Consider the following 26,576-nt stretch of genomic DNA (forward strand, 5'->3'; position numbering starts at 1 on the left):
GGGGGAGCAATGGTGTGCTAGAGGGGTGTTTCAGAATCTCTTCTTAGAAGACAGACTTCTTACTTCCCCTCTGGTAGAGAATCTATTGAAGGTAAAAGAAAGAATTACAGCCCATGGAATTCTTCTCCACGGGCTGTAAAATTTAGATATTGGTAAATGTGAACTTTTTCGTCTCTGCATCCACATCAATATGGATGGGGCGATCCTTGTCAACACTATTCCCCAGCAAAGCTTTTGAGAGTTCGTTGAGGATTTCTCTTTGCAAAACACGCTTGAGGGCCCGTGCCCCAAACTCAGGGCTATAACCCAACTCCGTGAGTCGAGTAACGGCAGCGTCTGAGTAAGTCAGCTCTATATCGCTACTCTTTAGGAGGGTGCCAATGGACTGCAACTGCAGACGCACAATGCTTGCAATCTCTTGTGCAGTGAGAGGCTTAAACATTACAACTTCGTCGATACGATTGAGGAACTCGGGTCGGATACTTTTTTTGAGTATAGCCCACACCTCTTCTCGAGCCTCTTCTTCCACTCTTTCCCTATTCTCCGGGGTAATGTGGGCAAACTTTTGGTTAATCTCGTAGCTCCCTAAGTTGCTCGTCATTATGATGATCGTATTCTTGAAATTGACCACATGCCCCTTATTGTCTGTTAGACGTCCGTCGTCCAATACTTGCAATAGGAGATTGAATACATCGGGATGCGCTTTTTCTATTTCATCGAATAGAACCACAGAGTAAGGCTTGCGTCGTATGGCTTCGGTAAGCTGCCCTCCCTCTTCGTATCCAACATACCCTGGAGGTGCACCAATCAATCGGGTTGCACTAAACTTCTCTTGATATTCGCTCATATCAATACGAGTCATCATGCTTTCGTCATCGAAAAGCACCTCTGCCATAGCCTTGGCAAGTTCTGTTTTCCCGACTCCGGTAGTACCCAAGAAGATGAAGCTACCGATAGGGCGGCGAGGGTCTTGTAGGCCGGCACGGGAGCGGCGTACAGCATCGGAAACCACGCGTATCGCTTCGTCTTGCCCAACCACTCTCTTATGCAATTCTTCCTCTAGGTGGAGTAGCTTTTCTCGTTCGCTCGTAAGCATACGATTCACTGGGATACCAGTCCATTTGGCTACAATTTCGGCAATATCGTCGCTACCGACTTCTTCTTTGATAAGAGGTTCTCCTGAGCGGATTTCATCTAACTTCTTTCGCTCTTCTTCTACTCGGGCATCAATATCTCGTATCTTACCATAGCGGATCTCTGCTACCTTGCCATAATCTCCTTCTCGTTCGGCCTTATCGGACTGAATGGATAGTTGCTCCTTGTCGGACTTCAATTGCTGGATGGTGTTGATGATCGTCTTCTCCTTATTCCAGCGAGATGATAGTTCGCTTTCTTGCTTACGGAGCTCTTCAATCTCCTGGGAGAGTTGAGACACCTTTTCCTTGTCGTGCTCCCTCTTGATTGCTTCGCGTTCGATCTCTAGTTGCTTGATGCGTCGGCTTATTTCGTCTAATTCCTCGGGTTGAGAATCGATTTGAATACGGAGTCGTGCAGCCGCTTCGTCTATCAAGTCGATGGCTTTGTCGGGCAAAAATCGATCTGTGATGTAGCGGTGTGATAGATGCACTGCGGATAGAATGGCCTCATCAAGGATACGGACTTTGTGGTGATTTTCGTAGCGCTCTTTGAGCCCTCGCAGGATTGATATTGAGGCAAGTTCATCGGGTTCTGAGACCATTACCATTTGGAATCGACGCTCCAAGGCCTTATCTACTTCAAAATACTTTCGGTATTCGTCTAGAGTGGTTGCCCCGATAGCACGCAGTTCGCCTCGTGCCAACGCTGGCTTTAGAATATTGGCGGCATCCATGGCTCCGGAGCTTTTACCGGCTCCTACTAGGGTGTGAATCTCGTCGATGAACAAGAGGATCTGTCCCTGGCTTTCCACCACTTCGCGTACTACTCCTTTGAGTCGTTCTTCGAACTCTCCCTGATATTTAGCCCCAGCGATGAGAGCTCCCATATCAAGAGAGAATATCTTTTTGTCGTGAAGATTCTCTGGTACGTCACCACGAATAATACGTTGTGCAAGCCCCTCTACAATGGCTGTTTTGCCCACCCCCGGCTCTCCTATCAAGATGGGATTGTTTTTCGTTCTTCGGGATAGTATTTGCAGCACACGGCGAATCTCCTCATCGCGCCCGATCACAGGATCTAACTTTCCCGCACTGGCAGCTTGACAAAGGTCGCGAGCGTAAAGGCTGAGAGCACTCTGTTGCTGAGTTGTTGATTGTCTGTTTTGATTTTCCATAGGTCAATGCTTTATTATTTGCTCTACAATTATTTGCTCTACATGGATGCAAAAAATATGCCTTTCCCTGATTTGTCAGACAAAATGTCCAATTAATGTCGTTTTGTCAGATAGGAGGCATAAAAAAGACGTGCTGAATAAAGATTTACTCAACACGTCTTCCTGTTTGTTGGTCGGGATGAGAAGACTCGAACTTCCGACCTCCACGTCCCGAACGTGGCGCGCTACCAACTGTGCTACATCCCGATGGACTTTTCCAACTGCAAAGGTAATAAGAATATTAGACTTAGCCATCTTGTAGCCATCAAAAGAAGTGCAGAAATGCTTGACAATTGGAGAGCTTTTTCCATAAGGAAGCCCATAAATAGAAACCCTCCCACCCCAAAAGATGGAGTGAGAGGTTTTTAATTATACTCTTCTCAACGTGGAAAAGTGTTGCTTATTCGGCTAGGATGGCTACACCAGAACCGGCAGGAAACAGGTTACGTAGGTGTGTTTCTTCATCTCCGCTGTCCACCAATATTCTCTTAAGGCCCGTATTGCCTTCTTTGATTTCGTATTGGGCATCTTCGTTATACTCACCATTCCTCAAGTTTATTTCCTCAAGCGTGGGGATGTATTCTGACCTTAGGTCACGTATAAGTTTATTGGACGATAAATCAATCTTGACTAGAGGATTCTTATCAATATCCAGATGGAAGAGCATCGGGAGCTTGCTAAGATCGATTGATTTTAGCTCGTTTTCGTGGGTGTGTAAGAACATGAGCTTAGGTAAGTCTAGCTCTAGAGTCTGCAACTTATTATTGTAAACACTTAGGTGCATGAGAGCGGGCAGGTCTTTCAAGTTAACTCTCGTTAGTTGGTTATTATCAATGTAGATCTTCTCTATAGCAGGTAACCCCTTGAATGAAACGCTAGAAATCTGACATTTAACGGCAAGGACTTGATTAAGTTTGGGAAGGTCTGCAAGGATTAAGCGAGTGAGGTTTGTTCGGTTTACATTGAGGTCTATAAGCTCTTTATTGTTGGTTACATCAATCTCTGAGATTTGAGTGTCTTGGATATAGAGAGTATCAAGCTTAGTGTTGCTTCTAACATCAATCTCCTTTATATTCTTGTTGCCAAAGAGACGGAGGTCGCGCAATTCCGGCATTTCTTTTACTTGTATAGACGGGATCTCTGTGTAAGTAATGTAGAGCTTTTCGAGCTTTTTGAGAGCCTCTACAGGGGTGGCATCTTTGATAAATTGGTTTTTGAGATTGAGGAAGGTAAGGTTGGTAAACAATTCGATTCCGTCAATACTGGTAATTTTTTCCTCTGCTGTTGCCTTTGTCTTGTCTTTAATTTCAAGGTCTAATTCGGTAAGCAGAAGAGCCTCCTCCGGAGTGATAGCTCCATCTTTATTCGTGTCAATTTCAGGATGGAGTTGTAGTATCCTCTTAGGGAGATTGGAGTCTGTAAACTTGAGACCTTCTGGGCTTACAGTTATGGTACATCGGGCCGTTTTTTTTACTCCATTGATGGTTGCTTCTGCATACACATTGGTAGTACCGGCATTCAAGGCACGTACGGTTCCATTATCCACAGAGGCAACATTGGGTTTTTCTACACTCCATGAAATCTGGGTTTTCTTGGAAATATATCCACTGAATTTTAGTGTAACTTGTTCACCTATTTTGAGCGTGATACTTTCTTGCTCGAATTGAAACTTGCTATTGCATGGCTCTGGTTTGAGGCAAGAGCTAGTAAGAAGTACTACCAGAGCAAAGGGAATACTTAGAATGCTTTTGATAATCTTGTTCATAACTTATCGTTTGTTTATCTAGATGTTTTGATGTATGTCTTTTTTTCGATAGGGGAATGTCTTGCAAAAGGAGAGCACTCCAATTTTTCGGAGGCTTACTCCATCTTGTTCCCTCTGTCCACCTCTCTAGAGAGAAATGCGCTCAGTAGCTGTAATGCGGTTGGGGTATTCAAGGGAAATCTGACTATAGGCCTGCCAACCTACCTTTGGGATGGCTTGGTCTATGAAGGTGCGAAGTTGCCACAATTTATATTTCCAATCTCCCATCGAACCAAAGTTGATGGAGAGGTGATCGTATTGTGTGTCGGCTACTACATGTTTACTCCCTGGTTGTACTCGGATGCCTGTGAAAAAGCTACTCCAATAGGCATCGGACGAAATGAGATTACAGAGATCATAGATTTCTCCCGTAGCCTCCTGCTCATCGACATCCCCATACACTACAAGTAGGGGTTGTGAGTACTTCCCTAGCTGTTCTGCGGGGATGCATTTATGAGCTTTCGATACATAATAGCTTTTGTTATCGCTAACCACTAAGAATACCGGCTCTGCGGGGGTAATATCCACATGCAACTCTCCCTCTAGGGTGTAGTAGACATTTACTTTTTCGAAGAGTCCGTTTTGTTTTAGTTTTTCCTCAATCTTATGCACATCAATCGAGTCTATACTTTTAGTTTTCCCACTTGGGAACATCTGTTGCAGCTCATGTATTACATCCTCTTCGTCTATATTGGCAGCACCTTCTACTCTCTGTATGTTGGCAACATACTTGACAATATGGATGTGACTGCGATCGCGATGCGTCGTGATTGCCAGGGTGATAAGAGTAGCAATTAGGAGCAGTCCTACAATGAAGAAAAATAGTTTACGATTCATTCTCAAGGACATTTAATTTCGCTCCAGGAGCATATCTCGCAGCGGAGCTACGATACGGTCAATATTTCCGGCGCCTAGTGTTAGAATTACTCGATTAAGATTCTCTCTCTCTCGTAGTCTTTCTACCAATTCTTCTCTAGGGATTAAAGACTTTTCCGCCGTGGAGACCCTATCTAAAATAAGAGAGGAAGAAACACCCGGTATAGGCTCTTCTCGCGCAGGGTAGATGGGCAGCAAGATAACCTCGTCTAGCTCAGAAAGAACCGCGGCAAACTCAGTATAAAAATCTTGTGTACGTGAGTATAGGTGAGGTTGGAAGATCCCCGTTATCTTGTCGTGGGGGTAGAGTGCTCGTACAGAGGCTATGGAGGCTCTCAGCTCTTCAGGATGATGAGCGTAATCGTCTATGAGTACTCTGTTGGGGGTATCTAGCAAACGCTCAAATCTACGATGAATACCACGAAAAGAGGCTAGTGCAGAACGGAGTTCCGTTTCACTTACTCCTAATAAGCAGGTTGCCGTGAGAGCTGCTGTAGCATTCTCTACATTGATAGTAATAGGTACCCCCAATTCTAGATTCTTGAATTCTATGCCTCGCTCCGGGAAGTGCCAATCGAAAAAGAGACGTCCCTCATCGAAGTGGATATTGTCGGAGTAACTATCGGCTGTCTCGCCCATAGCATACGTATAGCACTTGACTGCCTCTTGTGTTGCGGGAGTGGAGGTAATCCCCTTTTTATAGATTAGGGTCCCTCCCGGTTTTATTTGTCGGATGAATTGGGCAAAGCCCTCACGATAACCTTCGGGAGTCCCATAAATATCCAAATGGTCGGGATCCATGGAGGTGACTATCGCAATATAAGGGTACAGGTGTAGGAAAGATCTGTCGTACTCGTCAGCCTCTACTACAACGTAAGGACTAGTTGAATCTAGTAGTAGATTAGACTGATAATTGGCACTAATTCCACCTAAAAAAGCATTTGTTTTTACCTTACTATGGTGCAAAAGATGGGCAAGAAGCGAGGATGTTGTAGTCTTTCCATGCGTCCCGGCCACGGCGAGTAGGAGATCATCTTGCACTGCGGCTCCCAAGGCTTCGCTCCGTTTTACTACTCGGTAACCCTCATGTCTAAAGTATTGTAGCTCTCCCAAATGGTCGGGGACAGCTGGTGTGTACACAACGAGTGTGGTTGCTAGAGGGAAAGCACAACGAGCAAGATACTCGGGATCATCGGTGTAGTGTACGGAGATTCCCTCGCTTTGCAAAGCCTCCGTGAGTGGGCTCGGAGTCAGATCATACCCTTCTACCAAGGAGCCTTTGGCATGAAAATAACGAGCCAAGGCACTCATACCAATACCTCCGATGCCAATAAAATATACGTGGCTATAGAGCTTATCTTTGTTCATAGGATAGGTGCTTTGCTAGTTGCTATTGGGAGATGATACTTTCTATAAGCTCTACGATACGACGAGCTGAATGAGGTGCGGCCAATTGCTTGACATTCGCTGACATGTCATTTTGCCTCTGCTTATCTTTTATTAAGGCTAGAGCCTCATCCACGAGCCGATTGCGAGCATCAATATCTGTGACTAATACGGCTGCATTGCGAGTGGATAGAGCCTTTGCGTTGCAGGTCTGGTGGTCTTCTGCGACGTTGGGAGAGGGAACAAGAATAGAGGGCTTCCCTAGTAAGCATAGTTCACTAATGGTGGTGGCCCCTGCGCGAGATACCACTACATCGGCACAAGAGAAGGCATCCTCCATGTGATCAATAAAGGGCATTGATACGATCCATTGCGCTGCATCGGGACCTAACGCCTTAATAGCGTCTTGGGCTCTAGAGGCGAAGGCCTTGCCTGTTTGCCAGATCAAGCGTATCTTATTTTCCTTGAGGAGTGCAAGCCCTGCTTCTATACTTTCGTTGATGGTTCTAGCTCCAAGGCTTCCCCCTACGACCATCAGTAGAGGATATTTTTCGTCGGTAAACCCAAAACGGGCGAGGGCTTCACCTCTATCGGGTAGGGGAGAGTCTTCGAGGATAGGGCGAACCGGATTCCCCGTTAAGACGATGGATTCTTCTGGGAAAAAGCGGTTCATATTGGGATAGGCAACGCAGATATACTTTGCTCGAGTAGCCAGCATCTTATTGGCTTTACCCGCAAAGCTGTTTTGCTCTTGGATGAGGGTGGGTACTCCTAAGCGTTGAGCCGCTCTAAGTGTAGGGGCGGAAGCATATCCTCCCACACCTACTACCACTTGAGGATTAAACTCCCTTACCAGCTTCTTTGCCTTTTGTTCCGAACGGAGGAAGTCAAGCAATACTTTGAAATTGCGCCATGGACGCTTACGATCGAGACCACGAACAGAGAGCCCTTCTATCTTGTAGCCGGCTTTGGGCACTCGCTCCATTTCCATGCGCCCCTCAGCTCCTACAAAAAGAATCTCGGCGTTGGGGTACCGGGCTCGTACCGCATCGGCAATAGCTATGGCCGGGAATATATGTCCCCCGGTACCTCCTCCTGATATGATAATCCGCTCTATTGACTTATTCATGTTCGTTGATTGTTTCTTCCTCGATGCCTTCTAGCTCTTCTGTAATAGGGGCTTGGGAGGTTTCGATAATAGCGTCTGTCTCTGTTTTTTCGCGCTCCTCTTGTTCTCTTTTGTCAGCCATTTTCTCCTTGTAAATAATGGAGACAACGGCCGCAATAAGCCCAAACTGAATGGATACTGCCCACTGAGAGGATCCTCCATAGCTTATAAGGGGGAGCGTCTGACCTGTAACGGGGATCATACCAGTGGCTACAAACATATTGACAAGAGCCTGGAGCACGATACTCGTGGTGAGGCCGTAGAGGACAATTTCGTAGAAGCGATATTTTGAGTCTTGGGCTATTTGGCGAATGTAGAGTAGTAATAATAGATATATGATGGGTACCCCGATAAGCCCCAAATAACCATATTCCTCGATGATAAGAGAGTAAATAAAGTCGTTATATATCTCGGGCATAAAGTGACGCATCTTGCTATTCCCCGCTCCTTGTATCCCATTGTGTAACCCTCTTGCTACTGCCATCTTTGCATACTTCTCTTGCATCGTGGCGTCTGTTATTACGTAGTTTAGAGAGTCTTGCTGAGTCTTCGACAAGGCATTATATTCCTCCTTTGTTAAGCCTGCACGGTCGGGCTCCAATCTGTTTTTCCAGGTGATCATGCGCTCGAGTTTGGTGCCACGCACCGCACTATCCGGAGTATATTTTATGGCTAAGAATCCTACTCCTGCAACGATCACCATACCTAGCACTACCCTGATAAAAAAGCGATCGACCTTACCCCCATATAGTACGAGTATTAAGGAGAGAATGACCAAAAAGATAGTCATAGATAGAGCATGGGAGAAGACGAAGAATAGGGGGGTAAATACCAGAATAAAGAAAGAAGCCGTGGGGCTACACTCGAATTGTGGAATCCCCCTAAAGACCCTTCTTAGTAGGTTCATTAGCTTGTCTGCCAATCGGCTGATGGGGTGATTGAAATCCCCGAATACCATGGCAGCCACAAAGACAATCCCAATTTTGAAAAACTCTGTGGGTTGAATAGAACCGATTATGGGCATGGGGAGGGAGCGTCGGGCCCCATTAATCTCTAATCCGATGAAGGGAACCAGTACTATCCCAAGCACAGAGAGAAGGTAGATTAGCCACCCTGTATTTATCAATCTATCACGGCGCTGGATACTGGAGAACAAAAAGAATAGCACCAGCGTGCTGAGCATGATCCCCAAAGATTTGACTAATACTCCCAAAAAAGTTCGCCCTTCTTCTCCTGCCAAGAAACTGATAGCACTGAATTGTACCAGCACAGCAATAGCCCAAAGTACAAGGAAAAGACTGACAATTACACGATTGGAGCGAAAGAAACTCTTACGCAATCCATCGGCTTTCGATACTACATCTATTGGCATATACCGCTCTGTTTGGGGGAGGCTATCTATCCTTAGTCGCTAGCACTTTATCCTTAAATTGCTCTCCTCGATCTTCGTAGTTTTTGAAAAGGTCGAAGCTGGCACACGCAGGGGAGAGTAGGACTACATCTCCGGACTGGGCGAGCTCTTGAGCATGGGCTAAGCACTCATCCATTGATCGGGCATCGCGTATTTGAGCAATTTTACCATCGAAGGATCGGTGTAGCTTATCATTGTCTATACCCATGAATATAAGGGCACGACACTTGCTGAGCACTACATCTTCGATCTCCGAATAATCATTTCCCTTATCTGTCCCTCCTAGGATTAGTACCACGGGGGCAGTTTGCGCCTCTAAGGCATAGAAGGTACTTTGGATGTTTGTTGCCTTGCTATCATTGATATAGCGTACGCCATTGATCTCTGCTACGAACTCAATACGGTGAGGAACATTCTTAAAGTCTCTTAGAGCTTTGCCGAGGCATTCATTGCTCACCCCAAACTCACGAGCTACGAGAGCAGAAGCCATTGCATTGAGTAGGTTGTGTTTCCCCACAAGGGCTAAATCACGCTTGGGGATAGAGAAAGCCGGTAGGTCGTGTTGGGCTTCTATATGGAGCGTTTCTTTATCGATCTCATATAGAGCTTTTGCTCCACCAGCTTGTAGAGAGAATGGGAGTAGGGAACACTCCATTGTGTGTTGCTCCAAGTATTTCTTTATGAAAGCGTCTTCTTCCCAATAGATAAAGCTATCTCCCTTGCCAAGTTGCTGAGTAATACGCATCTTGGATAGGGCATACAGCTCAAACTTGTGCTCGTAGCGATCTAAGTGGTCGGGGGTAATATTGAGCAGTACGGACACATTGGGATGGAATTTGTAGGTGCCATCGAGTTGGAAACTACTCATTTCCACTACATAGTATTTGTGAGGATCTTCCGCAACAAGTCGTGCCATGGAAAACCCAACATTGCCGCACATAGCAGCATCGTATCCTGCTGTTTTTAGGATGTGAGTAACCCAATTGACGGTGGTGGTCTTACCATTCGAACCCGTAATGGCAGCGACCTTTGTATCCTCCGGTAGGTATCGAGAGGCAAACTCTATTTCGCTAATAACAGAGACTCCACGCTTTATAAAGTCCTGAATTAGGGGGAGAGAATCCGGTATCCCGGGGCTCTTAATTACTTCGTTGGCACCGAGGAGCCAATCGGGGGAGTGCTTGCCCTCTTCGTAGGGAATCCCTCGTTTTTCTAGTTCCTTTCGGTACTGAGGATTCAATTTCCCCTTATCACTAACTCGGCAAGGAAGCCCTACCTTTTGTGCGAGAATAGCGGCACCTACACCGCTTTCTCCTCCTCCTAATATCAATAAATACGACATATAATACTTACACTGTGTACACCATACAGAGATTAATTCTGTATAGGATTTATTCAGAAGCTAGTACCTTTTTTACAACCTCTCCAATGAGTTTGCCATCCGCTTTCCCTGCTAGTTGCCTGCAGAGGATACCTACCAGACGACCGCCTTGCTTGGGATCTGTAATGCCGTTCTCTTGGGCGGCAGCTCGCACTATGGGCATGAGCTCTTCTTCGCTCAGTTGTTTGGGAAGATAACGCTCAAGTACAAGGCTTTCCGCAAGTTCGGCTTCTGCAAGCTCGGGACGGCCATTTTGCGTGTAAATTTCGGCACTGTCGCGTCTTTGCTTTAGTAGTTTGCGAATGATGGCAAGAGCCTTGTCATCCGGTAGTTCTCCATTGCTTCCTTTGGCCGTCTTTGCTTCGAGGAATTCTTTTTTGATTCCACGTAGAGCCTCTAAAGTTACCTTGTCGCGAGCGAGCATTGCGCTCTTTATATCTTCACTTATTTGATCGAATAGATTCATAGAACATTACGGATAAATAGAGTTAGTATAGTAGGGATATTCTCACTTTTAGTCGAAGTCGATAACATTGCTTACGAGGGGCTTATCGTCAATGGCATTGGTACCACTGAAGCCACTCGCTTTGTTTTCTCCTCCTCCCATGTCGGGATTCCTCAGTTTGCGCAGGCTCTCAAGCTCCTCATGATTACGATTGTACGCAGGAGTGTTGAGTAGGGCATTTATAAACTCATCGTCATCAAGCTCTTCTTCTTTGAGGATAAAGGGAAGGTTGAGGTGCCCACGAAGTTTACGATTGAAGTTATCGACCGACTGAGTTCCCTCGTAGTATTTATTGATGAGTTGCTGTTGATTTTTATGTCGCTGCAGTAGTTCGCTCTTGGCAATAGGGTCTCCCAGATTGGCACTTTCGATAGTGGCAGAGAGATCGAATCCCGAAGCCAAAATGGTTACTCGTAGATTCTCTTTGAGAGACTTATCTTCGTAAAACCCGGGTATGAGTTTATAGTCTTGCATCCCCGAGGTAAAGTCGTTGAGTGCATCCAGTTCCTCCGTCTGAAAGTTGTAGGTTGGATCTTCGTCGTTGTCGGGAGCATGGGCAATAGCTATCAGCACACGCTTGGCTTGGGTAATGTCGTTGTTGTTGAGAACGGGAGAGGAGAGAGCGTCATCAATAGCTTTCTTAAGACGATCTTCTCCGCTTGCAATACCGGTACTAATGATAGCTACCCCTCCGTTGTTCAGCGTCTTCTTTACGTCATTAAAGTCAAGGTTTATATACCCCGGATTGATAATGAGATCGGAAATACTACTGGCTGCCTTAGATACAGCGGTGTCCCCTATGTAGAGAGACTTGGTAAAGGAATTCTTTTGCGCTGCGTTGTACTGACGGAGGCGTTCGTTATTGACAATTAGGATGGAGTCTACCTCTTCTTTGAGTTTTTCTACCGCCTCTAGGGCTTTTATAATCTTGTGTGATCCCTCAAAAGCGAACGGGATAGTGACGATGGCTACTGTGAGAAGTCCCAATTCCTTCTTGGCAATATTAGCCACGACATGGGCAGCACCGGTACCGGTACCACCCCCCATGCCGGCTGTGATGAATACCATCTCTGTATTGCCATCGCGGAGGGCTTCTCTAATCTTATTCGCACTCTCTTGAGCTGCTTGGCGAGCAATCTCAGGCGTATCACCGGCACCAAGTCCTCTTGTTACATTCTCCCCAAGTACGATTTTGTGAGGGATCTTATTGTCGTTGAGCTGCTGTACATCAGTGTTGAGGATTAGATAGCTTACACCTTCTACTCCCTCTAGGTACATATGCTCAGCTGCATTACCACCCCCACCGCCGATACCCACAATTTTTATAGGCTTGCGCTCTGCCATGGAGGTGGTAAGTAGGTCGAACGGGAGTCCCCCTTTTAGTACCTCTTCGTGCTCCTCCATCAAATCTCGAGAGACAGTTTCTTGGGCGGGCGCTAGAGTTGGTGTCTCTGAAGCATTATCTGAGTTTACATCAAACTCAATCGAAAAACCCTCTTCGCTTCTCTTGAGTGGAGTATCATTTATATCCTTATTATCTTCTGGAAACATGTCGTTTTCGATTCTAGTGCTTGCTCTTTATTCTTCTTCGTCTTCGGGCTGTGTGTTAGAAGCCGCGTCAAGGAAATCTTTGAAGACCTTCCCAATAGAGAATTTATTTTTCTTCTCGTCTCTCCTAGTTGTTGGGTCGAATTTGCCGTTTGAATCCTCGTCCTCTTCTCTTGTGTATTCTTCACGTCTCGTTGTTCTTCCTTCGGCAGATACGTTGAGAGGTTCATCTTGTTGTAGAGGCTTTGAGGGCTCGTTTTCAAACTCTTCTTCTTGGGGCAGGCTAGAGAACACCGTATTGGCAACCTCTAAGCATCCCTTTGTGGCGCAATAAATGGCGCCTACAATACTTGCATATTGAGAGGGGTTTGCAAAAAACTCATCCGTATTGGGCTCTGCAAAGAAGAGTTTGTCGTTGACAGAGGTGATCTGTATGGAGTCATTAATTCCCATGTCTTTTAGTAGACGATTGAAGCGGCCAATGAGGCAACCTCCGCCTGTGAAAATATATCCTCCGTCGATGCGATTAGCCACTCCGGAGCTCTCTACCAAAGCTTGTACATTGGCAATAATCTCTTTCATGCGGGCCTGTACACAGCGGTTGAGGTCTAAGAGCCTAATTTGTTGAGCCTCTTTGCCGATAAAAGAGGGAATTTCTACAAAATAATCTCCGTCTTTCATCTCGCTTACTGTGCTAAGTCGGTTGCACTTGATCTCCTCAGCATCCTCTCGTAGGATATGCAACGTAGTGAGGTCGCCCGTTACAGCATTCCCTCCTACAGGGTAAACGCGCAGTAACTCTAGAGCATCTTCTTTGTAGACAGATACCGTAGTACAATCGGCTCCGATATTCACAAGAGCGCATCCCATTTGCCGGATCCCGGGACTCAAAATTACCTGCGCTTCGCAGATAGGAGCTGCTAAGATACCGGCGAGTTTTAGACGCAATCTCTTTTCTACCAAGTCGGTGATGAGGCGAACATAGGTCTTTCGTACAAGTAGCAATGTGTAGTAGGCGCGCACTTCTCGGCACAACATTCCCACAATGGAGTTTTCTCTCCGTCCATTCACATGGTAGTAGGGTGGGAGTACGGAGAGTATTTCGTATCCATCAAATTGCTCTTTTAGCACCTCCTCTTCCAGCTCCTTTACATGCTCTTCAGTGGCGAGTATTCCATCCCCATCATAGCTGTGAGAGACGATATGTCGTAGAGAATGAAGAGAACGACAATCTATCGAAATGTAGACTTGGGATATGCTATAACCACTGCCTTCTAGCTCTTGGTCGAAGTCTTTGATGATCTCTTTGGCTATCGCGCTTGCTACATCTATGTTGTAGATAGTCCCATGTACGATACTGCCCTTACTCTCCACCCGACGCGAAGCCATAGGCACAACGCGCCCTAGAGCATCTTTGTAGGCAAGTAGCCCGCTGAGATGAGAGCTACCTAGCTCAAGGGCAACATACACTAACTTGTTTGTGTCCATATTCCAACGACTGATATTATTACAAACTCCTTTCCTGAAGTAATACAACGGAATTATTCCCTACAAAAGTAACTATAATAGATGACTTATACCCCTATATGCTACCGAATTAATTAGAACGAATGTAGGGGTTGTGAAGATGATGTGTAACAGAGATTGAAAGGAACTGCCTGTCGAGGGGTTGAATGGTTGTTTATTTCCCCTCATGGTGAAGGAGGAGCGCCCTCCACGAATCCTGTTAGCTCCCCTTAGAGGCGTGGAGACGTCCCCAAAATATCTTGCCCAAACTTTGCCTGAAAACTGAGTAGAACTTTTTGCAATCTTGGGCAAGACAAAAATATTTACAGGGCAGAATTCAGAAAAATCTGGGCTGGGACATTACGAAGATTTTACCCAGTTCGTGATCGAAATGTTTGGGGAAGGATGTTTTGTATTGGAGCTTTACCCATAACAAAGAAGGGCGGCTTGGGGAGCGAGATCTCGTAACTCTCAATTCCCAAACTGCCCCTCAGAATAGGACTAAATCCTCCGCGATAATGTAGTATGGAGGGATAAAAAGGGGTATCCGCAGGGTGTTATTTGCGGTGGAAGTCTCGACTAGATCCTTGAGCCTTAGGGAGAACAAGCATATCTGCCAAGCAAATGTTGTCGGGTAAGCGGAGGGCAGCTTCTATACAAGAAGCGATGTCTTCGCCAGTGAGGGGCGTATAGCCCTCGTAAACTTTCTCAGCACGAGCCGCATCATCATGGAAGCGAACGAGAGAAAATTCCGTTTCTACCGCTCCGGGTGCTATCTGAGTTACCTTTATCCCATACTTGTGCATGTCGATTCTCATCCCCTTAGAGAGAGCATCCACAGCATGTTTGGTCGCACAATACACGTTGCCGGAAGGATATACTTCACGCCCTGCAATAGAGCCAATATTAAAGATATGACCACGCCCACGAGCGATCATCCCAGGAGAAACCACTTTGGTTACATAGAGTAGCCCCTTGATGTTGGTGTCAATCATTCGCTCCCAATCATCTACCAAGCCGTCTTGTAGAGGCTCCATCCCAGCGGCCAATCCGGCATTGTTTACAAGCACTTCAATATCAGCCCACTCCGAGGGGAGAGTGCCTAAATGCTTCTGAACTTCCTCAAAGGAGCGTACATCAAAAACCAAAGGCAATGTGCGGCTTTTTGTTTCTTTTTCTATCTCCTGACTCAAGGCAGCAAGACGCTCGCCACGACGACCTGTAATGATAACATCGTATCCCATGTGTGCCAGCCTCAAAGCTGTTGCACGACCGATACCCGATGTAGCCCCTGTTACGAGAGCAATAGGATGTGATTTTTCTGCCATAGTAGTTTGATATCTAATTTGAAAAGGATGCAATATTACTACGAAGCCATTGCGCCTTTACTTTGTCCACTAGCGCGGAGGGCTACCTCTACTCCTACAGCTGCAGCGCCTAATATGGCGGCATCATCGGTAGGAAGTTGAGAGAGAAGTAATTTGGGTGTTTGGTAAACGCAGAGAAGATTTTTGTTAAGAGCTTTCCGGATGGGCTGCAGCAATCGCTCCCCGGCTGCCGTAACTCCTCCGAAGAGAATAATCGCTTCCGGACTCGAAAAGGTCATGAAATCTGCCAAACTTTCGCCCAATATCTCACCTGTTATCTCGAATACTTTTTGAGCAATCGGATCCCCGGCTTCGGCGGCATCATAGACGGCCTTACTCGTGATTTCCTCCTCTTGGATGTGGCGCAAAGGGCTGTCTTCTGTACTTTCTTGGAGCAATTCTATCGCAGTGCTTGCCATACCGCGTGCCGAACAGTAGGTCTCTAAACATCCACAACGTCCGCAACCACAGGGGCGACCCCCACGGCGAATTATAAAATGTCCCAGTTCTCCGGCTAGTCCATCATGACCAAATATAAGCTCTCCATTGGCTACAATACCACTCCCAACACCAGTGCCCAAGGTAATGATAATGAAGTCGCGCATGCCGCGTGCCGCTCCGTAGGTGCGTTCTCCAATAGCGGCAGCTTTGGCATCGTTTATAAGGGCAACGGGTAGATGCGTTCGCTCTTGGAGCAGCTGGACGATGGGAAAAGGCTCTTTCCATGGGAGGTTAGAGGCAAAGGCTATGGTACCATTTCCATGGTTACCATTGGGAGCACCAATCCCAATTCCATCAATCTTGCCGGCAAGATTATACTGCTGGGTAAGCGCGTGAATATACCTCTCTATTTTATCTGTAAAACAAGTGAAATTGGCACCACAAGAACGTGTCGGGAATTTTTCTCGAGCAAGAATAGTGCCATTAGTCGCTACTACACCTACCACAGTATTGGTTCCTCCAATATCTATGCCTATAGTATATGTTGTTTCCATATAATAACCTTTACTCTTTATATGCAAAGGTATTAAAAATATTATGGTAGGTGTATGTTAGTTGCAATATAAGAGAGCAAATTGGCATCTTCAAGTATGCAAACTTGTGCTTTCTAGTGCTGTTTTGTTTTTCTTGGCTAGTATTTCTTTCGTACTGTTGCCCTAAAGGCATCTTTATAATACTCTATATCAAAGGATTGATCAAAGGGATGGAAAACGGCTGTGAGCACATCAAACCGTATGGGTAGGGTAATGCCCTTTAGACGGATATAGGCGTTTGTAAGGGATATTATGTTGGCTTGCTTACGCCTAGTAACTGCCGACAATGGAGAAACAGAATAATCTTCGTTCCGCGTTTTGACCTCAATAACGATGAGTTCTCTCTCGTCTGTGGCAAAAATATCCACCTCCTTCTTGCCATCAATAGACCAATTCGTATCGAGTATTTTGTACTTCAATTGTTCTAGATAGCGGTAGGCAGCTCGTTCGCCCAATACGCCAAGGTCGTTGTGTTGTGCCATCTCTATTGCTCTAGCTCGCGGGGTGAGGCGTTTTCTGAAACGTATTGATGTGTCGCTCTTTTTTCTCTTCTAAAATTTGATCTATACGGATCAGAATCCCTGTCTCTTCCACCTCGCTAAACTCGTAATTAATCGCTGTGCCGAGGAAGAGGAGTTGGGGTGAGAGGGATATATAGGCACTGAAGAGAGGTGGAATGCTGATGCCTGTTTTGCGAACCTCGCGCTTGAGTGCTAGATAATCGGCACTGAGAGTTCCTGCTGAAAATAGCCGATCCATCTCCTCCGGATCAACATCAACGGTTAGAGGTTGCTTGGGAGTAACGAGGTGGCGATCGTCGTGGAAATGGCGTTGCATGAAGTGTAAAATGAGATTGCGACAACGACGATTGTAATTGGCATACATAGTTACCTTACCAAAGAAGTACTGAATCTCAGGATTGAGTACCGTGAGTGCTCCCAAGCCATCCCATAGGTTGTCTAATGCAAAGATGGAGAGGTGGTGAAAGCGGGTAGACTGGAAGTCGGGAGAAACAAACGAGCGTCCCAACTCTATTGTATAGGGAAGAATATCTCGTACGAACTCATCGCTGTAGTCAAACATATGAGAAGTGGCAAGTATATCGGTACCCTTCGGATGTTTTACCACGTCGGAACCTAAAATATAGCGATAGCCTCCTACAATCACTTGAGCCTCGGGGTTCCAAACTACGAGTTGCTTATAGCCCAGAGGATCTAGGTCGTACTCATCGATATCACACGCAAGACCACTGCCCCCACCGCCGGCACGAAAGGCCTCTTCTCGTAGTCGTCCTACCTCTCTCATGGTGTGTGGAGCCTCGTGTGCTGAGAAGATATAAATGTTATTGCGTCCTTTATTTGTGGGGCGAAGCAACTTGTCGGGGGTAAGTTCCCCCATGATAAGTTCCGGAGCAATAGGGGCTATAATGGGTTGCATAGATTATTGCAATAAAGTGGTTGAGGTGAATAACTAGAGGGACGATGGCGTACTCTCTTGCGGGAGACGATATACACGTTCGCGAATGGCGAGGGCAATATCTGCCGAGCGTTTCCCCATTGAGGGTAGCTCTTGATAGGGGATAGGCTCTCCTACCCAAACCCGGAATGACGAGCCTTGGGCACGAAACATCTCATCGGGGAGTAGTGCAGTGCCGATGTTGAATTTGAGCCCGAGGCTTCTGCGCACTCGTTCTATCCTATAAAAGCGTTTACTATTATAACCTTCGAAAAAGAGGGGTACAATGGGACGATGGAACTCCTCGGCATGACGCACAAAACTCTTTTGCCATGTGAGATCTTGGATGCGACCATCAAAGTGGCGAGAGCAAAGACCGGCAGGGAAAGTGATCACCGGAAGGTCGCCTGCTAGAGCGGCATTCATTCTCTCAATGGAGCTACGGCTCTGGGAACCATACTTATTGACAGGGAGAAAAATGGACTCTAGAGGTTTGAGATTCCCTAGGAGGTCGTTGACAATGTAGCGAATGTCTGATTGATAGTGCCCTGCGAGCATGTGAGTAAGACAGATGCCATCTAACCCTCCTAGAGGGTGATTGGAGACGAAAAGAGCACGTTTGTCTTGTGGCAAACGCTCCTCGTGAACAAAACCCAGAGAAAGCCGAAAAATCTCCACCAGCTTATCCATAAAAGCAACGCCTTGCAGGTGCCCATGGTCTCGCAGTATCTCATTGATTTCTCGCTGATGGATAAGTCTCTCTACCAATCGCACAACAAAGTGCGGAACGCTTTGCCCCCACTTTGCCGATATGATGGCACCAATATCTATTTGTTGTGGAGTGATACTCCCTTCCATACGTCCTTTTTTATAAGTAATGTCATACCCAACCTCGTAAAGGATGTGGATACAACTCTCCTTTCTTTATCTATGTTGTGTGGTGTTGCTTGTTGCAAAAGTAGTAATATATCGTTGTATGAATGTTGTCTTTAGTAAAGTTGCACGTTTTAGTCGCATCGTGCAACTAAAACCCCTTATATTCCCTAGCCTTGGGGCGTTATTTTCATCTTCGTTCTCCCCTTTTTCAGCATCTTCGAAAAGAGAAATGCCTTCCTGTGAAAGAACAATGTTTTCTGTCTTTTCTTTCAGTTTTATTCGGTTTTTATGAGAGTATTATGTGGAATTGACCTAAAAACAACGTCTTGGAGCGAAAGACATGCGGATGTTTAATGTGTTATTGGAGTGGTGCAGATTTCGTTCTCAATATGGTGAAAGTATATAAAATCAAGTTACATTTGTCCCGAGATGGATGTTTGTTGCGGATCAATAGCGCCTTTTTGGCTAGGTTGAGAAGCTGTAAAACATATTCTCTCTAAGAGAATTTCATGCTAAGCATGGTTTGTTGGAAATCGAATATATAGTAGATAAATAAGTCAAAATCAGAACAATGACAAGAAAGTTATTCCCTGCTACACTCCTTGTGGTATTAACGCTTTTGATGGCCGCTTGCGGTAAAATTCCAGGTCCGAAGCCCGCTCCTATTTTGGTAACGCTCCCTAGCTCCCTTTTCGGTAAGAGCTATGATGCTCTCGAAGCTGAGGCCAAACAGCTGGGGCAGATTGTGACAAAAGATGCCGAGGCACGTACTCTCACAGTCAAGATAAATGGAGACCAAGGGCTAGCCCGTACCATTTACCTCCAGTTTGATGCTGAGGGCAAGTATCGCTATGCCATGGAAAAGATTGCAAATACAGAGTCCGAAGGAGCTTTTGTAGCAAGCCTCCTAAGTCAAGGTTTTGTACAAGAAAAGACTGCGACCAAGTTGGCAACAGAAGGGGTATTTGTTCATAAACAACGTGGATGGGTCGTCTTCATTTCGCATCGTAGTGATAGCGATATTTCTTATGTTTTCGCTCCTTTTGATGAGGCTATTACATCATGGTCTCGTATTGATAAGAAGGGGCATGCAACAGGGCTTTGGGCTCCTCTTATGGGGCTTGATAATACCCTTGATATGGTAACTCGCTTTGAGGCTCGTATGGGACACACTCTTGATCCCGAAGCAACGATGGCGGACAAGGGTGTCTATTCCTTTAAGACCGGTAACCCTAACTTCCCTAGCACCCGTTATTGGTTTGATGTGAAAACCAAATCTTTCGTAGAGGAGTGCGCTATCTTTGTAGCTCCCGATAAGCGTCCTAAACCCGATGATGTTACAGAGTATATGCGCTCTATGGGATTTTTGATCACCACACTTTCTGACCACGGTAATCCTGTGTATTATAATAAGGACACCAATATGGCTGCTGTGGCTGAGCTAAATAAACCTACGGATGGAAGCGCATTCGTTCCCAAAGTGCAGTTCTTCAAAGGCAATCCCCAGATGGCAGATTCCTTTATGAAAGAGGAGTTGGATATTCCTTTGCCAATCCTCGAATTTGGCAAATACACACTGGCAGAAGCTCTTGAGTTGTACAAGAAGCAACCTTACTTTAAGTCTCTTGATAAGAATGAGCTCGGTGACGTTGTTAATACAACCTCAAAAGATTTTCCCATGATGATTGTATGGGAAGGTGAAGGAGATTATACCGGTAAGTATGCAATAGCACTTCTGTTTACTGACGATGTAAGAGTGATTAACTCAACCTATATCGAGAAGTTCTTTACCGGAAAAGGTTGGGAGAAGTATTCGAAATCGGCCATACCTACCTATATCGATCGTAAAAACAATGTGATGGTACAGGTGGATCAATCGGGTAATTTTGGTGGATTGTGCCTCGCATTTAGTCCGAATGAATTTTAAACCTTCGCTTTAGAGGATTTTATCTCCCCGCTAATTAGGGGATAGTACCTCTTCATTGATTTCCTCAAAAAGGGGTCGGCCTTTCTAGCAAAAGGGTCGACTCTTTTTTTTTTGTGAACAAGGGGGGGAGGATGTTGCTTCCTGTACTAATTTTATTTCACTTGTATTGCGCAGATCTTAAGGGCTATCCCAAGGAAATAAAATATTTAGGGCAGTAGGGCAGGGAGAAATCAGCTGGATTTGTACCCGGAAACTACCTGGAAAAGTTTTTTCTTTTGCCCAAGAATTTTTTTGTTGTAGGGCAAGAAAGTTTTTCTTTTCAGGCAGCATCCTGAATGCTTCTTTTGGAGTCCTCTTTGTGAAGAAAGAGGGATGTCTTAGGGTGTATTTGGCTTTATTCAAATGTTTAGTTTACCTTTGTAGGTGCTTAGGGGTTGGGGGATGTGCAACATTCCAAGCCTCGGTTTCGTATGATAATAGGAATAGACTAATATAAGTAATCAATAAAAACAGTTGCGGTGATGAAAAAGCACAATTTTTATGCCGGACCCTCAATTCTAAATCAAGGGGTTATCAAGAATGCTGCTGATGCAGTAATGAATTTTGCAGGTACAGGTCTTTCTGTACTTGAAGTATCGCACCGCGGTAAAGAGTTTACCGCTGTGATCGAAGAAGCTGCTCAGCTCTTTAAGGAACTTCTCGATATCCCCGAAGGATACGAAGTTATCTTCCTTGGAGGTGGTGCAAGCCTTCAGTTCTATATGGTACCTCTTAACCTTATGCACAAGAAGGCTGCCTATATCAACACAGGTACGTGGGCTACAAATGCTATCAAGCAAGCCGGATATGTATCTAAGGTATTTGGTGGAGAAGTAGAAGTTTTGGCTTCTAGCGAAGATAAGAACTTTACCTACATCCCCAAGAACTTCGTTATCCCCGAAGATGTAGACTACTTCCACTACACCTCCAACAATACCATCTATGGTAGTGAAATCCGCAAGGACTTCGACTGCAAGGCTCGCTTGGTGTGCGATATGTCTAGCGATATTTTCAGCCGTCCTGTAGATATCAGCAAGTACGATCTTATCTATGGTGGTGCACAAAAGAACTTGGCTCCTGCCGGTGTTACTTTCGTGATTGTAAAGAAGGATGCACTTGGTCGTTTCGAGCGTCCTATCCCCACAATGCTCGACTACAACACTCACATCAAGAAGGAGTCTATGTTCAATACTCCTCCTGTATTCCCCATCTATGTAGCTCTCCAAACCCTCAAGTGGTACAAAGAGTTGGGTGGTCTCAAGGTACTCGAAAAGCGCAATCTCGACAAGGCTGAGCTCCTCTACAACGAAATCGACCGCAACAAACTATTCCGTGGTACTGTAGCTACCGAAGATCGCTCTATCATGAACGTTTGCTTCGTGATGAACGACGAATACAAAGAACTCGAAGCTGAGTTCGCCACTTTCGCTGCAGAGCGTGGCATGATCGGTATCAAGGGTCACCGCTCGGTAGGTGGTTTCCGTGCAAGCCTCTACAACGCTCTCGAAATGGATAGCGTGAAGGCTCTCGTTGACGCTATGAAGGAGTTCGAAAGCAAACACTAATTAATCACATCTTAGTGCTCTAGCTCTCTAGATGCTTCTAGTTCTTCTAGAGGTCTCGTCTAGTGAGCAGAGCACTTTTTTTTAATCCTAATATATTGTTATGACAAAGGTTCTTATTGCCACAGAAAAGCCTTTTGCTGCTCCTGCTGTTGCAGCGATTAAGGATATTGTAAGCAAGGCAGGTTACGAAACTGTATTGCTAGAAAAGTATACCGAAAAGAGCCAGCTCCTCGCAGCTGTTGCCGATGTAGATGCTATCATTATCCGTAGTGATAAAATTGATAAGGAAGTATTTGATGCCGCAAAGAATCTCAAGATTGTAGTGCGTGCAGGTGCCGGTTATGACAATGTAGACCTTGCAGAGGCAACCGCACACAACGTGTGTGTAATGAATACTCCCGGTCAGAACTCAAATGCTGTGGCTGAGCTTGTGATGGGTCTTCTCGTATTCAATGCTCGTAATCAGTTCAATGGCAAGTCGGGTAGTGAGCTAAAGGATAAGAAGATGGGTATCTTGGCTTATGGTAATGTGGGTCGCAATGTGGCCCGTATCGCCAAAGGCTTTGGTATGGAAATCTTTGCTTATGATGCTTTTGTGCCTGCAGAAGCTATCAAAGAATCGGGTGCAACTCCTATTGCTACTGTGCCCGAATTGTTCGCTACTTGCGATGTAATTTCGCTCCATGCTCCTGCTACTCCCGAGACGATTAAGTCTATCAACTACGATCTTCTTATGAAGATGCCTAAGGATGCCGTTCTCATCAATTCTGCTCGTAAGGAGATTATTGACGAAGAGGGCGTACTAAAGGCTCTCACAGAGCGTACAGACCTTCGCTATCTCACGGACATTATGCCCGCTAACCACGAAGCTATGGTAGCTGCCCTCGGCGATCGTTACTTCTCTACTCCCAAAAAGATGGGTGCACAGACCGGCGAAGCCAACAACAATGCAGGTATTGCAGCTGCTAACCAAATCGTTGACTTTATAGCCAATGGTGTGGAAAAGTTCCGTGTAAACAAGTAATTTCTTTTTTGTAGTATTAGAACACAAAAAGATCGATAGAGAGGGGGAGTACATGGGTTTTTATCGTAGAGATACCATGTCTCCCCTTATTTCGATTTTTTTCTTTGAGTATATAGTATGGCTAGAATTAAACCTTTCAAGGGACTTCGTCCTCCCGTTAACCTCGTAGAGAAGGTGTCTTCTCGTCCTTATGACGTCCTCAGCAGCGAAGAAGCTCGTGCTGAAGCAAAAGGAAATGAGATGTCTCTTTATCATATCATCAAGCCCGAAATCGACTTCCCCGAAGGTACGGATGAGCACGATGAACGTGTTTATACCAAGGCTCGTGAGAACTTCGATCTCTTCCAACAGAAGGGATGGCTTGTTGAAGACGCCAAAGAAAACTACTATGTATACGCTCAAACCATGAATGGTAAGACTCAATATGGTTTGGTAGTAGGTGCATGGGTAGAAGATTATATGAATGGTGTAATCAAGAAGCATGAGCTTACCCGTAGAGACAAAGAAGAGGATCGTATGAAGCACGTTCGTGTAAACAACGCTAACCTCGAGCCCGTTTTCTTTGCCTATCCCGACAATGCTGAACTTGATGCTATCGTAGCTCGTTACACCGATGCTGCTCCTATTTACGATTTTGTCGCTGATATTGATGGCTTTGGTCATAAGTTCTGGATCATCGATCAAGAAGCTGATATCAAGCGTATCACAGAGATTTTTGCAGGATTCGAAGCTCTCTATATTGCTGATGGACACCACCGTTCGGCTGCTGCTGCCCTCGTGGGTGCTGAGAAAGCAAAGAATAACCCCAATCACAAGGGTGACGAAGAGTATAACTACTTCATGGCCGTTTGTTTCCCCGCAAACCAACTGACGGTTATCGATTACAACCGAGTTGTGAAAGATCTCAATGGTTTGAGCGAAGCTGACTTCCTAAAAGCTTTGGAAAAGAACTTCATCGTAGAAAAGAAGGGTGCCGATATTTACAAGCCTGCTAAGTTGCATAACTTCGCTCTTTATCTCGGTGGTACATGGTATTCGCTCACAGCAAAGCCCGGTACTTATAACGACAACGACCCCATCGGGGTATTGGATGTTACCATCTCTTCTAATCTAATCTTGGATGAGATTTTGGGTATCAAGGATTTGCGTTCAGACAAGCGAATCGACTTCGTTGGTGGTATCCGTGGCCTCGGCGAGCTAAAGAAGCGTGTTGATAGCGGCGAGATGAAGGTTGCTTTGGCTCTTTATCCTGTTACTATGAAGCAAATTATGGATATTGCTGATACGGGGAACATTATGCCTCCCAAGACAACTTGGTTTGAGCCTAAGCTCCGTTCCGGTATCGTGGTTCACAAGCTCGACTAATTAGTTTGTGTTATAAACACGGACAATAAGGTCTACTAATAGAAAGAAAAGGGAGGATTTGAGGCGATCAAGTCCTCCTTTTATTTTCTCTATCTGCTGTATGCGATTCCCTTTTTCTCATAATTCTATTCTTCTCTTTGGGTTTAATGGTGAACCATCACAAGTTATTATCCGTTTTGAGAGTAGAGAAAGTAGTAACTAAACAACAGACAAAATGATCGCAGTAAACCAACCCGTAATAGAAGCCCAAGCTCCTCATCCCGCAAAAGAGAATCTAAAGACAATCTATTTAGCAGGAGGATGCTTTTGGGGAATGCAAAGCTATTTTGATGGAGTACAGGGCGTGGTAGAGACCACTGTTGGCTACGCTAATAGCACTCGTCCAAATCCCAAATACGAGGATGTAGATACCGATTATGCCGAGACAATTCGTGTTGAGTACGATGCTTCGGTGGTTCCTCTAAAGTTTATCTTAGGATTGTATTTCGATGTAATTGACCCTACTATTCTCAATCGGCAGGGCAATGACGTTGGGCGTCAATACCGAACGGGTATCTATTATACTAATGCTCAGGATGAAGTGGTAGCCAAGGAGATGCTTCAAACTTTGGCAAAAAAGTATCCTAAGCCTATTGTTGTGGAGTGCATTCCTTTGAAGAATTTTTATCCGGCCGAGGCTTATCATCAAGATTATCTAAAGAAACATCCTTCGGGCTATTGCCACATAGGAAAAGATAAAATAGCAAGAGCACATGCACAACGCTATGTGGATAAGGACGAGTTGCGCCGTAAGCTAACTCCTATGCAGTACAAAGTGACTCAAGAGCAGGGTACAGAGCCTCCTTTCCAAAATGAGTATTATGATCATTATGCAAAGGGGATTTATGTAGACGTGGTGGATGGTACGCCCCTGTTTGTTTCTACAGATAAGTTTGAAAGTGGCTGTGGATGGCCGGCTTTTTCACGTCCTATAGACGATAAACTTCTGGTGGAACGTACGGATACATCACATGGAATGGTGCGTGTAGAGGTTCGGAGTAAATCTTCGGGGAGCCATCTTGGTCATGTTTTTGAAGATGGACCGAAAGAATTGGGAGGGGAACGTTATTGTATCAATAGTGCATCTTTACGCTTCATTCCATTGGAGAAAATGAAGGAGCAGGGTTATGGAGATTACATTAAGTATGTAAAATAGACTTTCTCTGTTTCTATTTGTCAAGCTTGGTCTGTAGGCCTTTGTTGGGACACTACCCAAATAGGCCTATAAATCAAGCTTTTGTTGTACCTTTGCGCGGAGTATAGAGGGTATGGCTCCTGTTGCTACTTTTGGTGTGCAAGAGGAGTTGTAGTTTTCTATGAAAATAGGGAATACAAATTATAACATAGATAAGATATGGATGCTAAGATCCGGGAACTAACTGACAAAATTTTCAACGAAGGGGTTGAAAAAGGGAAGCTAGAAGCTGATAGACTCGTGGCTGATGCTCAGAGCAAAAGCGACGAAATGCTCAACCAAGCTAAAGCAGAAGCTGAGAGAATCATCCGTGAGGCTGAGAAGAGATCTGATGAACTCAAAAAGAATGTTGAGGCAGAACTCAAACTCTATGCTGCTCAAACCCTGGATGCCTTGAAGGCTTCTGTGGCAAATTCTATTACCGACAAGATTGCTCAAGGTAACGTAAAAGCAGCTGCTGAAGATCCCAACTTTATGCGCGAAGTTATTCGCAAGATTGTTGAAAATTGGACTCCTGGAAACGATGTTGTAATTGAAACAGCCGATGCCAAGGGGCTAGAAGAGTATTTCGCCTCAAATGCTAAGGACCTTCTCAATAAGGGCGTTACCATTAACGAAGTAGCAGGTACGGCAACCAATTTTGTCCTAAAACCCGCAGATGGCTCGTACAAGATTCAGTTTGGAGAAGAAGAACTAAAGTCTTTCTTCCAGAGCTTCTTGCGTCCTCGTCTTGTGGAAATGTTATTCTAAGTGCA

The 26,576-nt window shown here is 45.4% G+C and carries 22 protein-coding genes and 1 tRNA gene; 6 read left to right on the forward strand and 17 right to left on the reverse strand.

Annotated elements, in window-relative coordinates:
- Positions 1-142: 142 nt before the first annotated feature.
- The 16 genes from ACTTHR_RS00495 to ACTTHR_RS00570 form a co-directional block, all read right to left on the reverse strand.
- The gene (locus tag ACTTHR_RS00495) at positions 143-2,311 is read right to left on the reverse strand and encodes an ATP-dependent Clp protease ATP-binding subunit (RefSeq protein WP_315598968.1); all 2,169 of its coding nucleotides are present in this window, start codon (positions 2,309-2,311) and stop codon (positions 143-145) included.
- 170 nt (positions 2,312-2,481) lie between these two features.
- Positions 2,482-2,557, reverse strand: a tRNA-Pro gene (locus ACTTHR_RS00500).
- 193 nt (positions 2,558-2,750) lie between these two features.
- A complete protein-coding gene (locus ACTTHR_RS00505; RefSeq protein ID WP_442604794.1) occupies positions 2,751-4,115 on the reverse strand; it encodes an Ig-like domain-containing protein in 1,365 nt (454 codons plus the stop codon).
- Positions 4,116-4,241: 126 nt separating this feature from the next.
- Positions 4,242-4,991, reverse strand: a complete 750-nt coding sequence (locus tag ACTTHR_RS00510) for a cell division protein FtsQ/DivIB (protein WP_442604795.1) — start codon at positions 4,989-4,991, stop codon at positions 4,242-4,244.
- A 12-nt stretch (positions 4,992-5,003) separates the two neighbouring features.
- On the reverse strand, positions 5,004-6,398 hold the full coding sequence (gene murC / locus ACTTHR_RS00515) for a UDP-N-acetylmuramate--L-alanine ligase (RefSeq protein WP_442604796.1): 1,395 nt from the start codon (positions 6,396-6,398) through the stop codon (positions 5,004-5,006).
- A 22-nt stretch (positions 6,399-6,420) separates the two neighbouring features.
- On the reverse strand, positions 6,421-7,545 hold the full coding sequence (gene murG, locus ACTTHR_RS00520) for an undecaprenyldiphospho-muramoylpentapeptide beta-N-acetylglucosaminyltransferase (protein WP_442604797.1): 1,125 nt from the start codon (positions 7,543-7,545) through the stop codon (positions 6,421-6,423).
- Complete coding sequence (locus ACTTHR_RS00525) at positions 7,538-8,956, reverse strand: FtsW/RodA/SpoVE family cell cycle protein (RefSeq protein ID WP_442604798.1); 1,419 nt, start codon at positions 8,954-8,956, stop codon at positions 7,538-7,540. The genes murG and ACTTHR_RS00525 overlap by 8 nt, the downstream gene beginning before the upstream one ends.
- 22 nt (positions 8,957-8,978) lie before the next feature.
- A complete protein-coding gene (murD, locus tag ACTTHR_RS00530) occupies positions 8,979-10,337 on the reverse strand; it encodes a UDP-N-acetylmuramoyl-L-alanine--D-glutamate ligase (protein WP_442604799.1) in 1,359 nt (452 codons plus the stop codon).
- Between the two features lie 49 nt (positions 10,338-10,386).
- The gene (locus ACTTHR_RS00535; RefSeq protein WP_442604800.1) at positions 10,387-10,842 is read right to left on the reverse strand and encodes a GatB/YqeY domain-containing protein; all 456 of its coding nucleotides are present in this window, start codon (positions 10,840-10,842) and stop codon (positions 10,387-10,389) included.
- A gap of 48 nt (positions 10,843-10,890) precedes the next feature.
- Complete coding sequence (locus ACTTHR_RS00540; RefSeq protein WP_314862411.1) at positions 10,891-12,432, reverse strand: cell division protein FtsZ; 1,542 nt, start codon at positions 12,430-12,432, stop codon at positions 10,891-10,893.
- A gap of 27 nt (positions 12,433-12,459) precedes the next feature.
- Positions 12,460-13,917, reverse strand: coding sequence for a cell division FtsA domain-containing protein (locus ACTTHR_RS00545; protein ID WP_442604801.1), 1,458 nt, complete (start codon positions 13,915-13,917; stop codon positions 12,460-12,462).
- Positions 13,918-14,492: 575 nt separating this feature from the next.
- Positions 14,493-15,263, reverse strand: coding sequence for an SDR family NAD(P)-dependent oxidoreductase (locus tag ACTTHR_RS00550; RefSeq protein WP_304285933.1), 771 nt, complete (start codon positions 15,261-15,263; stop codon positions 14,493-14,495).
- 38 nt (positions 15,264-15,301) lie between these two features.
- Positions 15,302-16,297, reverse strand: coding sequence for an ROK family protein (locus tag ACTTHR_RS00555; protein WP_442604802.1), 996 nt, complete (start codon positions 16,295-16,297; stop codon positions 15,302-15,304).
- A gap of 137 nt (positions 16,298-16,434) precedes the next feature.
- Complete coding sequence (locus ACTTHR_RS00560; RefSeq protein WP_004334134.1) at positions 16,435-16,818, reverse strand: YraN family protein; 384 nt, start codon at positions 16,816-16,818, stop codon at positions 16,435-16,437.
- A gap of 10 nt (positions 16,819-16,828) precedes the next feature.
- Positions 16,829-17,773, reverse strand: a complete 945-nt coding sequence (locus ACTTHR_RS00565) for a GNAT family N-acetyltransferase (RefSeq protein WP_442604803.1) — start codon at positions 17,771-17,773, stop codon at positions 16,829-16,831.
- Positions 17,774-17,806: 33 nt separating this feature from the next.
- Positions 17,807-18,649 carry a 1-acyl-sn-glycerol-3-phosphate acyltransferase gene (locus tag ACTTHR_RS00570; RefSeq protein WP_442604804.1) on the reverse strand — a complete coding sequence of 281 codons (843 nt, stop codon included), beginning with the start codon at positions 18,647-18,649 and terminating at the stop codon, positions 17,807-17,809.
- Positions 18,650-19,238: 589 nt separating this feature from the next.
- Between ACTTHR_RS00570 and ACTTHR_RS00575 the strand changes: the two genes are divergently transcribed.
- Positions 19,239-20,594 carry a hypothetical protein gene (locus ACTTHR_RS00575; protein ID WP_442604805.1) on the forward strand — a complete coding sequence of 452 codons (1,356 nt, stop codon included), beginning with the start codon at positions 19,239-19,241 and terminating at the stop codon, positions 20,592-20,594.
- Positions 20,595-20,771: 177 nt separating this feature from the next.
- Here ACTTHR_RS00575 and ACTTHR_RS00580 read toward each other — a convergent pair whose 3' ends face one another.
- Positions 20,772-20,996 carry a hypothetical protein gene (locus ACTTHR_RS00580; protein WP_442604806.1) on the reverse strand — a complete coding sequence of 75 codons (225 nt, stop codon included), beginning with the start codon at positions 20,994-20,996 and terminating at the stop codon, positions 20,772-20,774.
- Positions 20,997-21,115: 119 nt separating this feature from the next.
- Between ACTTHR_RS00580 and serC the strand changes: the two genes are divergently transcribed.
- From serC to ACTTHR_RS00605, 5 genes are all read left to right on the forward strand, one after another.
- Positions 21,116-22,198, forward strand: coding sequence for a phosphoserine transaminase (serC, locus tag ACTTHR_RS00585; protein WP_040580986.1), 1,083 nt, complete (start codon positions 21,116-21,118; stop codon positions 22,196-22,198).
- Between the two features lie 100 nt (positions 22,199-22,298).
- Positions 22,299-23,222 (forward strand): NAD(P)-dependent oxidoreductase, encoded by a 924-nt coding sequence (locus tag ACTTHR_RS00590; RefSeq protein WP_004334053.1) that lies wholly within the window; start codon positions 22,299-22,301, stop codon positions 23,220-23,222.
- Positions 23,223-23,339: 117 nt separating this feature from the next.
- The gene (locus ACTTHR_RS00595) at positions 23,340-24,587 is read left to right on the forward strand and encodes a DUF1015 domain-containing protein (RefSeq protein ID WP_314812588.1); all 1,248 of its coding nucleotides are present in this window, start codon (positions 23,340-23,342) and stop codon (positions 24,585-24,587) included.
- Positions 24,588-24,801: 214 nt separating this feature from the next.
- A complete protein-coding gene (gene msrB / locus ACTTHR_RS00600) occupies positions 24,802-25,782 on the forward strand; it encodes a peptide-methionine (R)-S-oxide reductase MsrB (protein WP_311552101.1) in 981 nt (326 codons plus the stop codon).
- A 198-nt stretch (positions 25,783-25,980) separates the two neighbouring features.
- Complete coding sequence (locus tag ACTTHR_RS00605) at positions 25,981-26,571, forward strand: hypothetical protein (protein ID WP_304285855.1); 591 nt, start codon at positions 25,981-25,983, stop codon at positions 26,569-26,571.
- Positions 26,572-26,576: the final 5 nt, after the last annotated feature.

The organism is Porphyromonas endodontalis, assembly GCF_052173515.1.
Lineage (GTDB): Bacteria > Bacteroidota > Bacteroidia > Bacteroidales > Porphyromonadaceae > Porphyromonas > Porphyromonas endodontalis_A.

Excerpts from the sequence above, each read along its gene's own strand:
- ACTTHR_RS00495 (WP_315598968.1), bottom strand. The coding sequence starts at position 2,311 with ATGGAAAATCAAAACAGACAATCAACAACTCAGCAACAGAGTGCTCTC.
- ACTTHR_RS00505 (WP_442604794.1), bottom strand. The coding sequence starts at position 4,115 with ATGAACAAGATTATCAAAAGCATTCTAAGTATTCCCTTTGCTCTGGTA.
- ACTTHR_RS00510 (WP_442604795.1), bottom strand. The coding sequence starts at position 4,991 with ATGAATCGTAAACTATTTTTCTTCATTGTAGGACTGCTCCTAATTGCT.
- murC (WP_442604796.1), bottom strand. The coding sequence starts at position 6,398 with ATGAACAAAGATAAGCTCTATAGCCACGTATATTTTATTGGCATCGGA.
- murG (WP_442604797.1), bottom strand. The coding sequence starts at position 7,545 with ATGAATAAGTCAATAGAGCGGATTATCATATCAGGAGGAGGTACCGGG.
- ACTTHR_RS00525 (WP_442604798.1), bottom strand. The coding sequence starts at position 8,956 with ATGCCAATAGATGTAGTATCGAAAGCCGATGGATTGCGTAAGAGTTTC.
- murD (WP_442604799.1), bottom strand. The coding sequence starts at position 10,337 with ATGTCGTATTTATTGATATTAGGAGGAGGAGAAAGCGGTGTAGGTGCC.
- ACTTHR_RS00535 (WP_442604800.1), bottom strand. The coding sequence starts at position 10,842 with ATGAATCTATTCGATCAAATAAGTGAAGATATAAAGAGCGCAATGCTC.
- ACTTHR_RS00540 (WP_314862411.1), bottom strand. The coding sequence starts at position 12,432 with ATGTTTCCAGAAGATAATAAGGATATAAATGATACTCCACTCAAGAGA.
- ACTTHR_RS00545 (WP_442604801.1), bottom strand. The coding sequence starts at position 13,917 with ATGGACACAAACAAGTTAGTGTATGTTGCCCTTGAGCTAGGTAGCTCT.
- ACTTHR_RS00550 (WP_304285933.1), bottom strand. The coding sequence starts at position 15,263 with ATGGCAGAAAAATCACATCCTATTGCTCTCGTAACAGGGGCTACATCG.
- ACTTHR_RS00555 (WP_442604802.1), bottom strand. The coding sequence starts at position 16,297 with ATGGAAACAACATATACTATAGGCATAGATATTGGAGGAACCAATACT.
- ACTTHR_RS00560 (WP_004334134.1), bottom strand. The coding sequence starts at position 16,818 with ATGGCACAACACAACGACCTTGGCGTATTGGGCGAACGAGCTGCCTAC.
- ACTTHR_RS00565 (WP_442604803.1), bottom strand. The coding sequence starts at position 17,773 with ATGCAACCCATTATAGCCCCTATTGCTCCGGAACTTATCATGGGGGAA.
- ACTTHR_RS00570 (WP_442604804.1), bottom strand. The coding sequence starts at position 18,649 with ATGGAAGGGAGTATCACTCCACAACAAATAGATATTGGTGCCATCATA.
- ACTTHR_RS00575 (WP_442604805.1), top strand. The coding sequence starts at position 19,239 with ATGACAAGAAAGTTATTCCCTGCTACACTCCTTGTGGTATTAACGCTT.
- serC (WP_040580986.1), top strand. The coding sequence starts at position 21,116 with ATGAAAAAGCACAATTTTTATGCCGGACCCTCAATTCTAAATCAAGGG.
- ACTTHR_RS00590 (WP_004334053.1), top strand. The coding sequence starts at position 22,299 with ATGACAAAGGTTCTTATTGCCACAGAAAAGCCTTTTGCTGCTCCTGCT.
- ACTTHR_RS00595 (WP_314812588.1), top strand. The coding sequence starts at position 23,340 with ATGGCTAGAATTAAACCTTTCAAGGGACTTCGTCCTCCCGTTAACCTC.
- msrB (WP_311552101.1), top strand. The coding sequence starts at position 24,802 with ATGATCGCAGTAAACCAACCCGTAATAGAAGCCCAAGCTCCTCATCCC.
- ACTTHR_RS00605 (WP_304285855.1), top strand. The coding sequence starts at position 25,981 with ATGGATGCTAAGATCCGGGAACTAACTGACAAAATTTTCAACGAAGGG.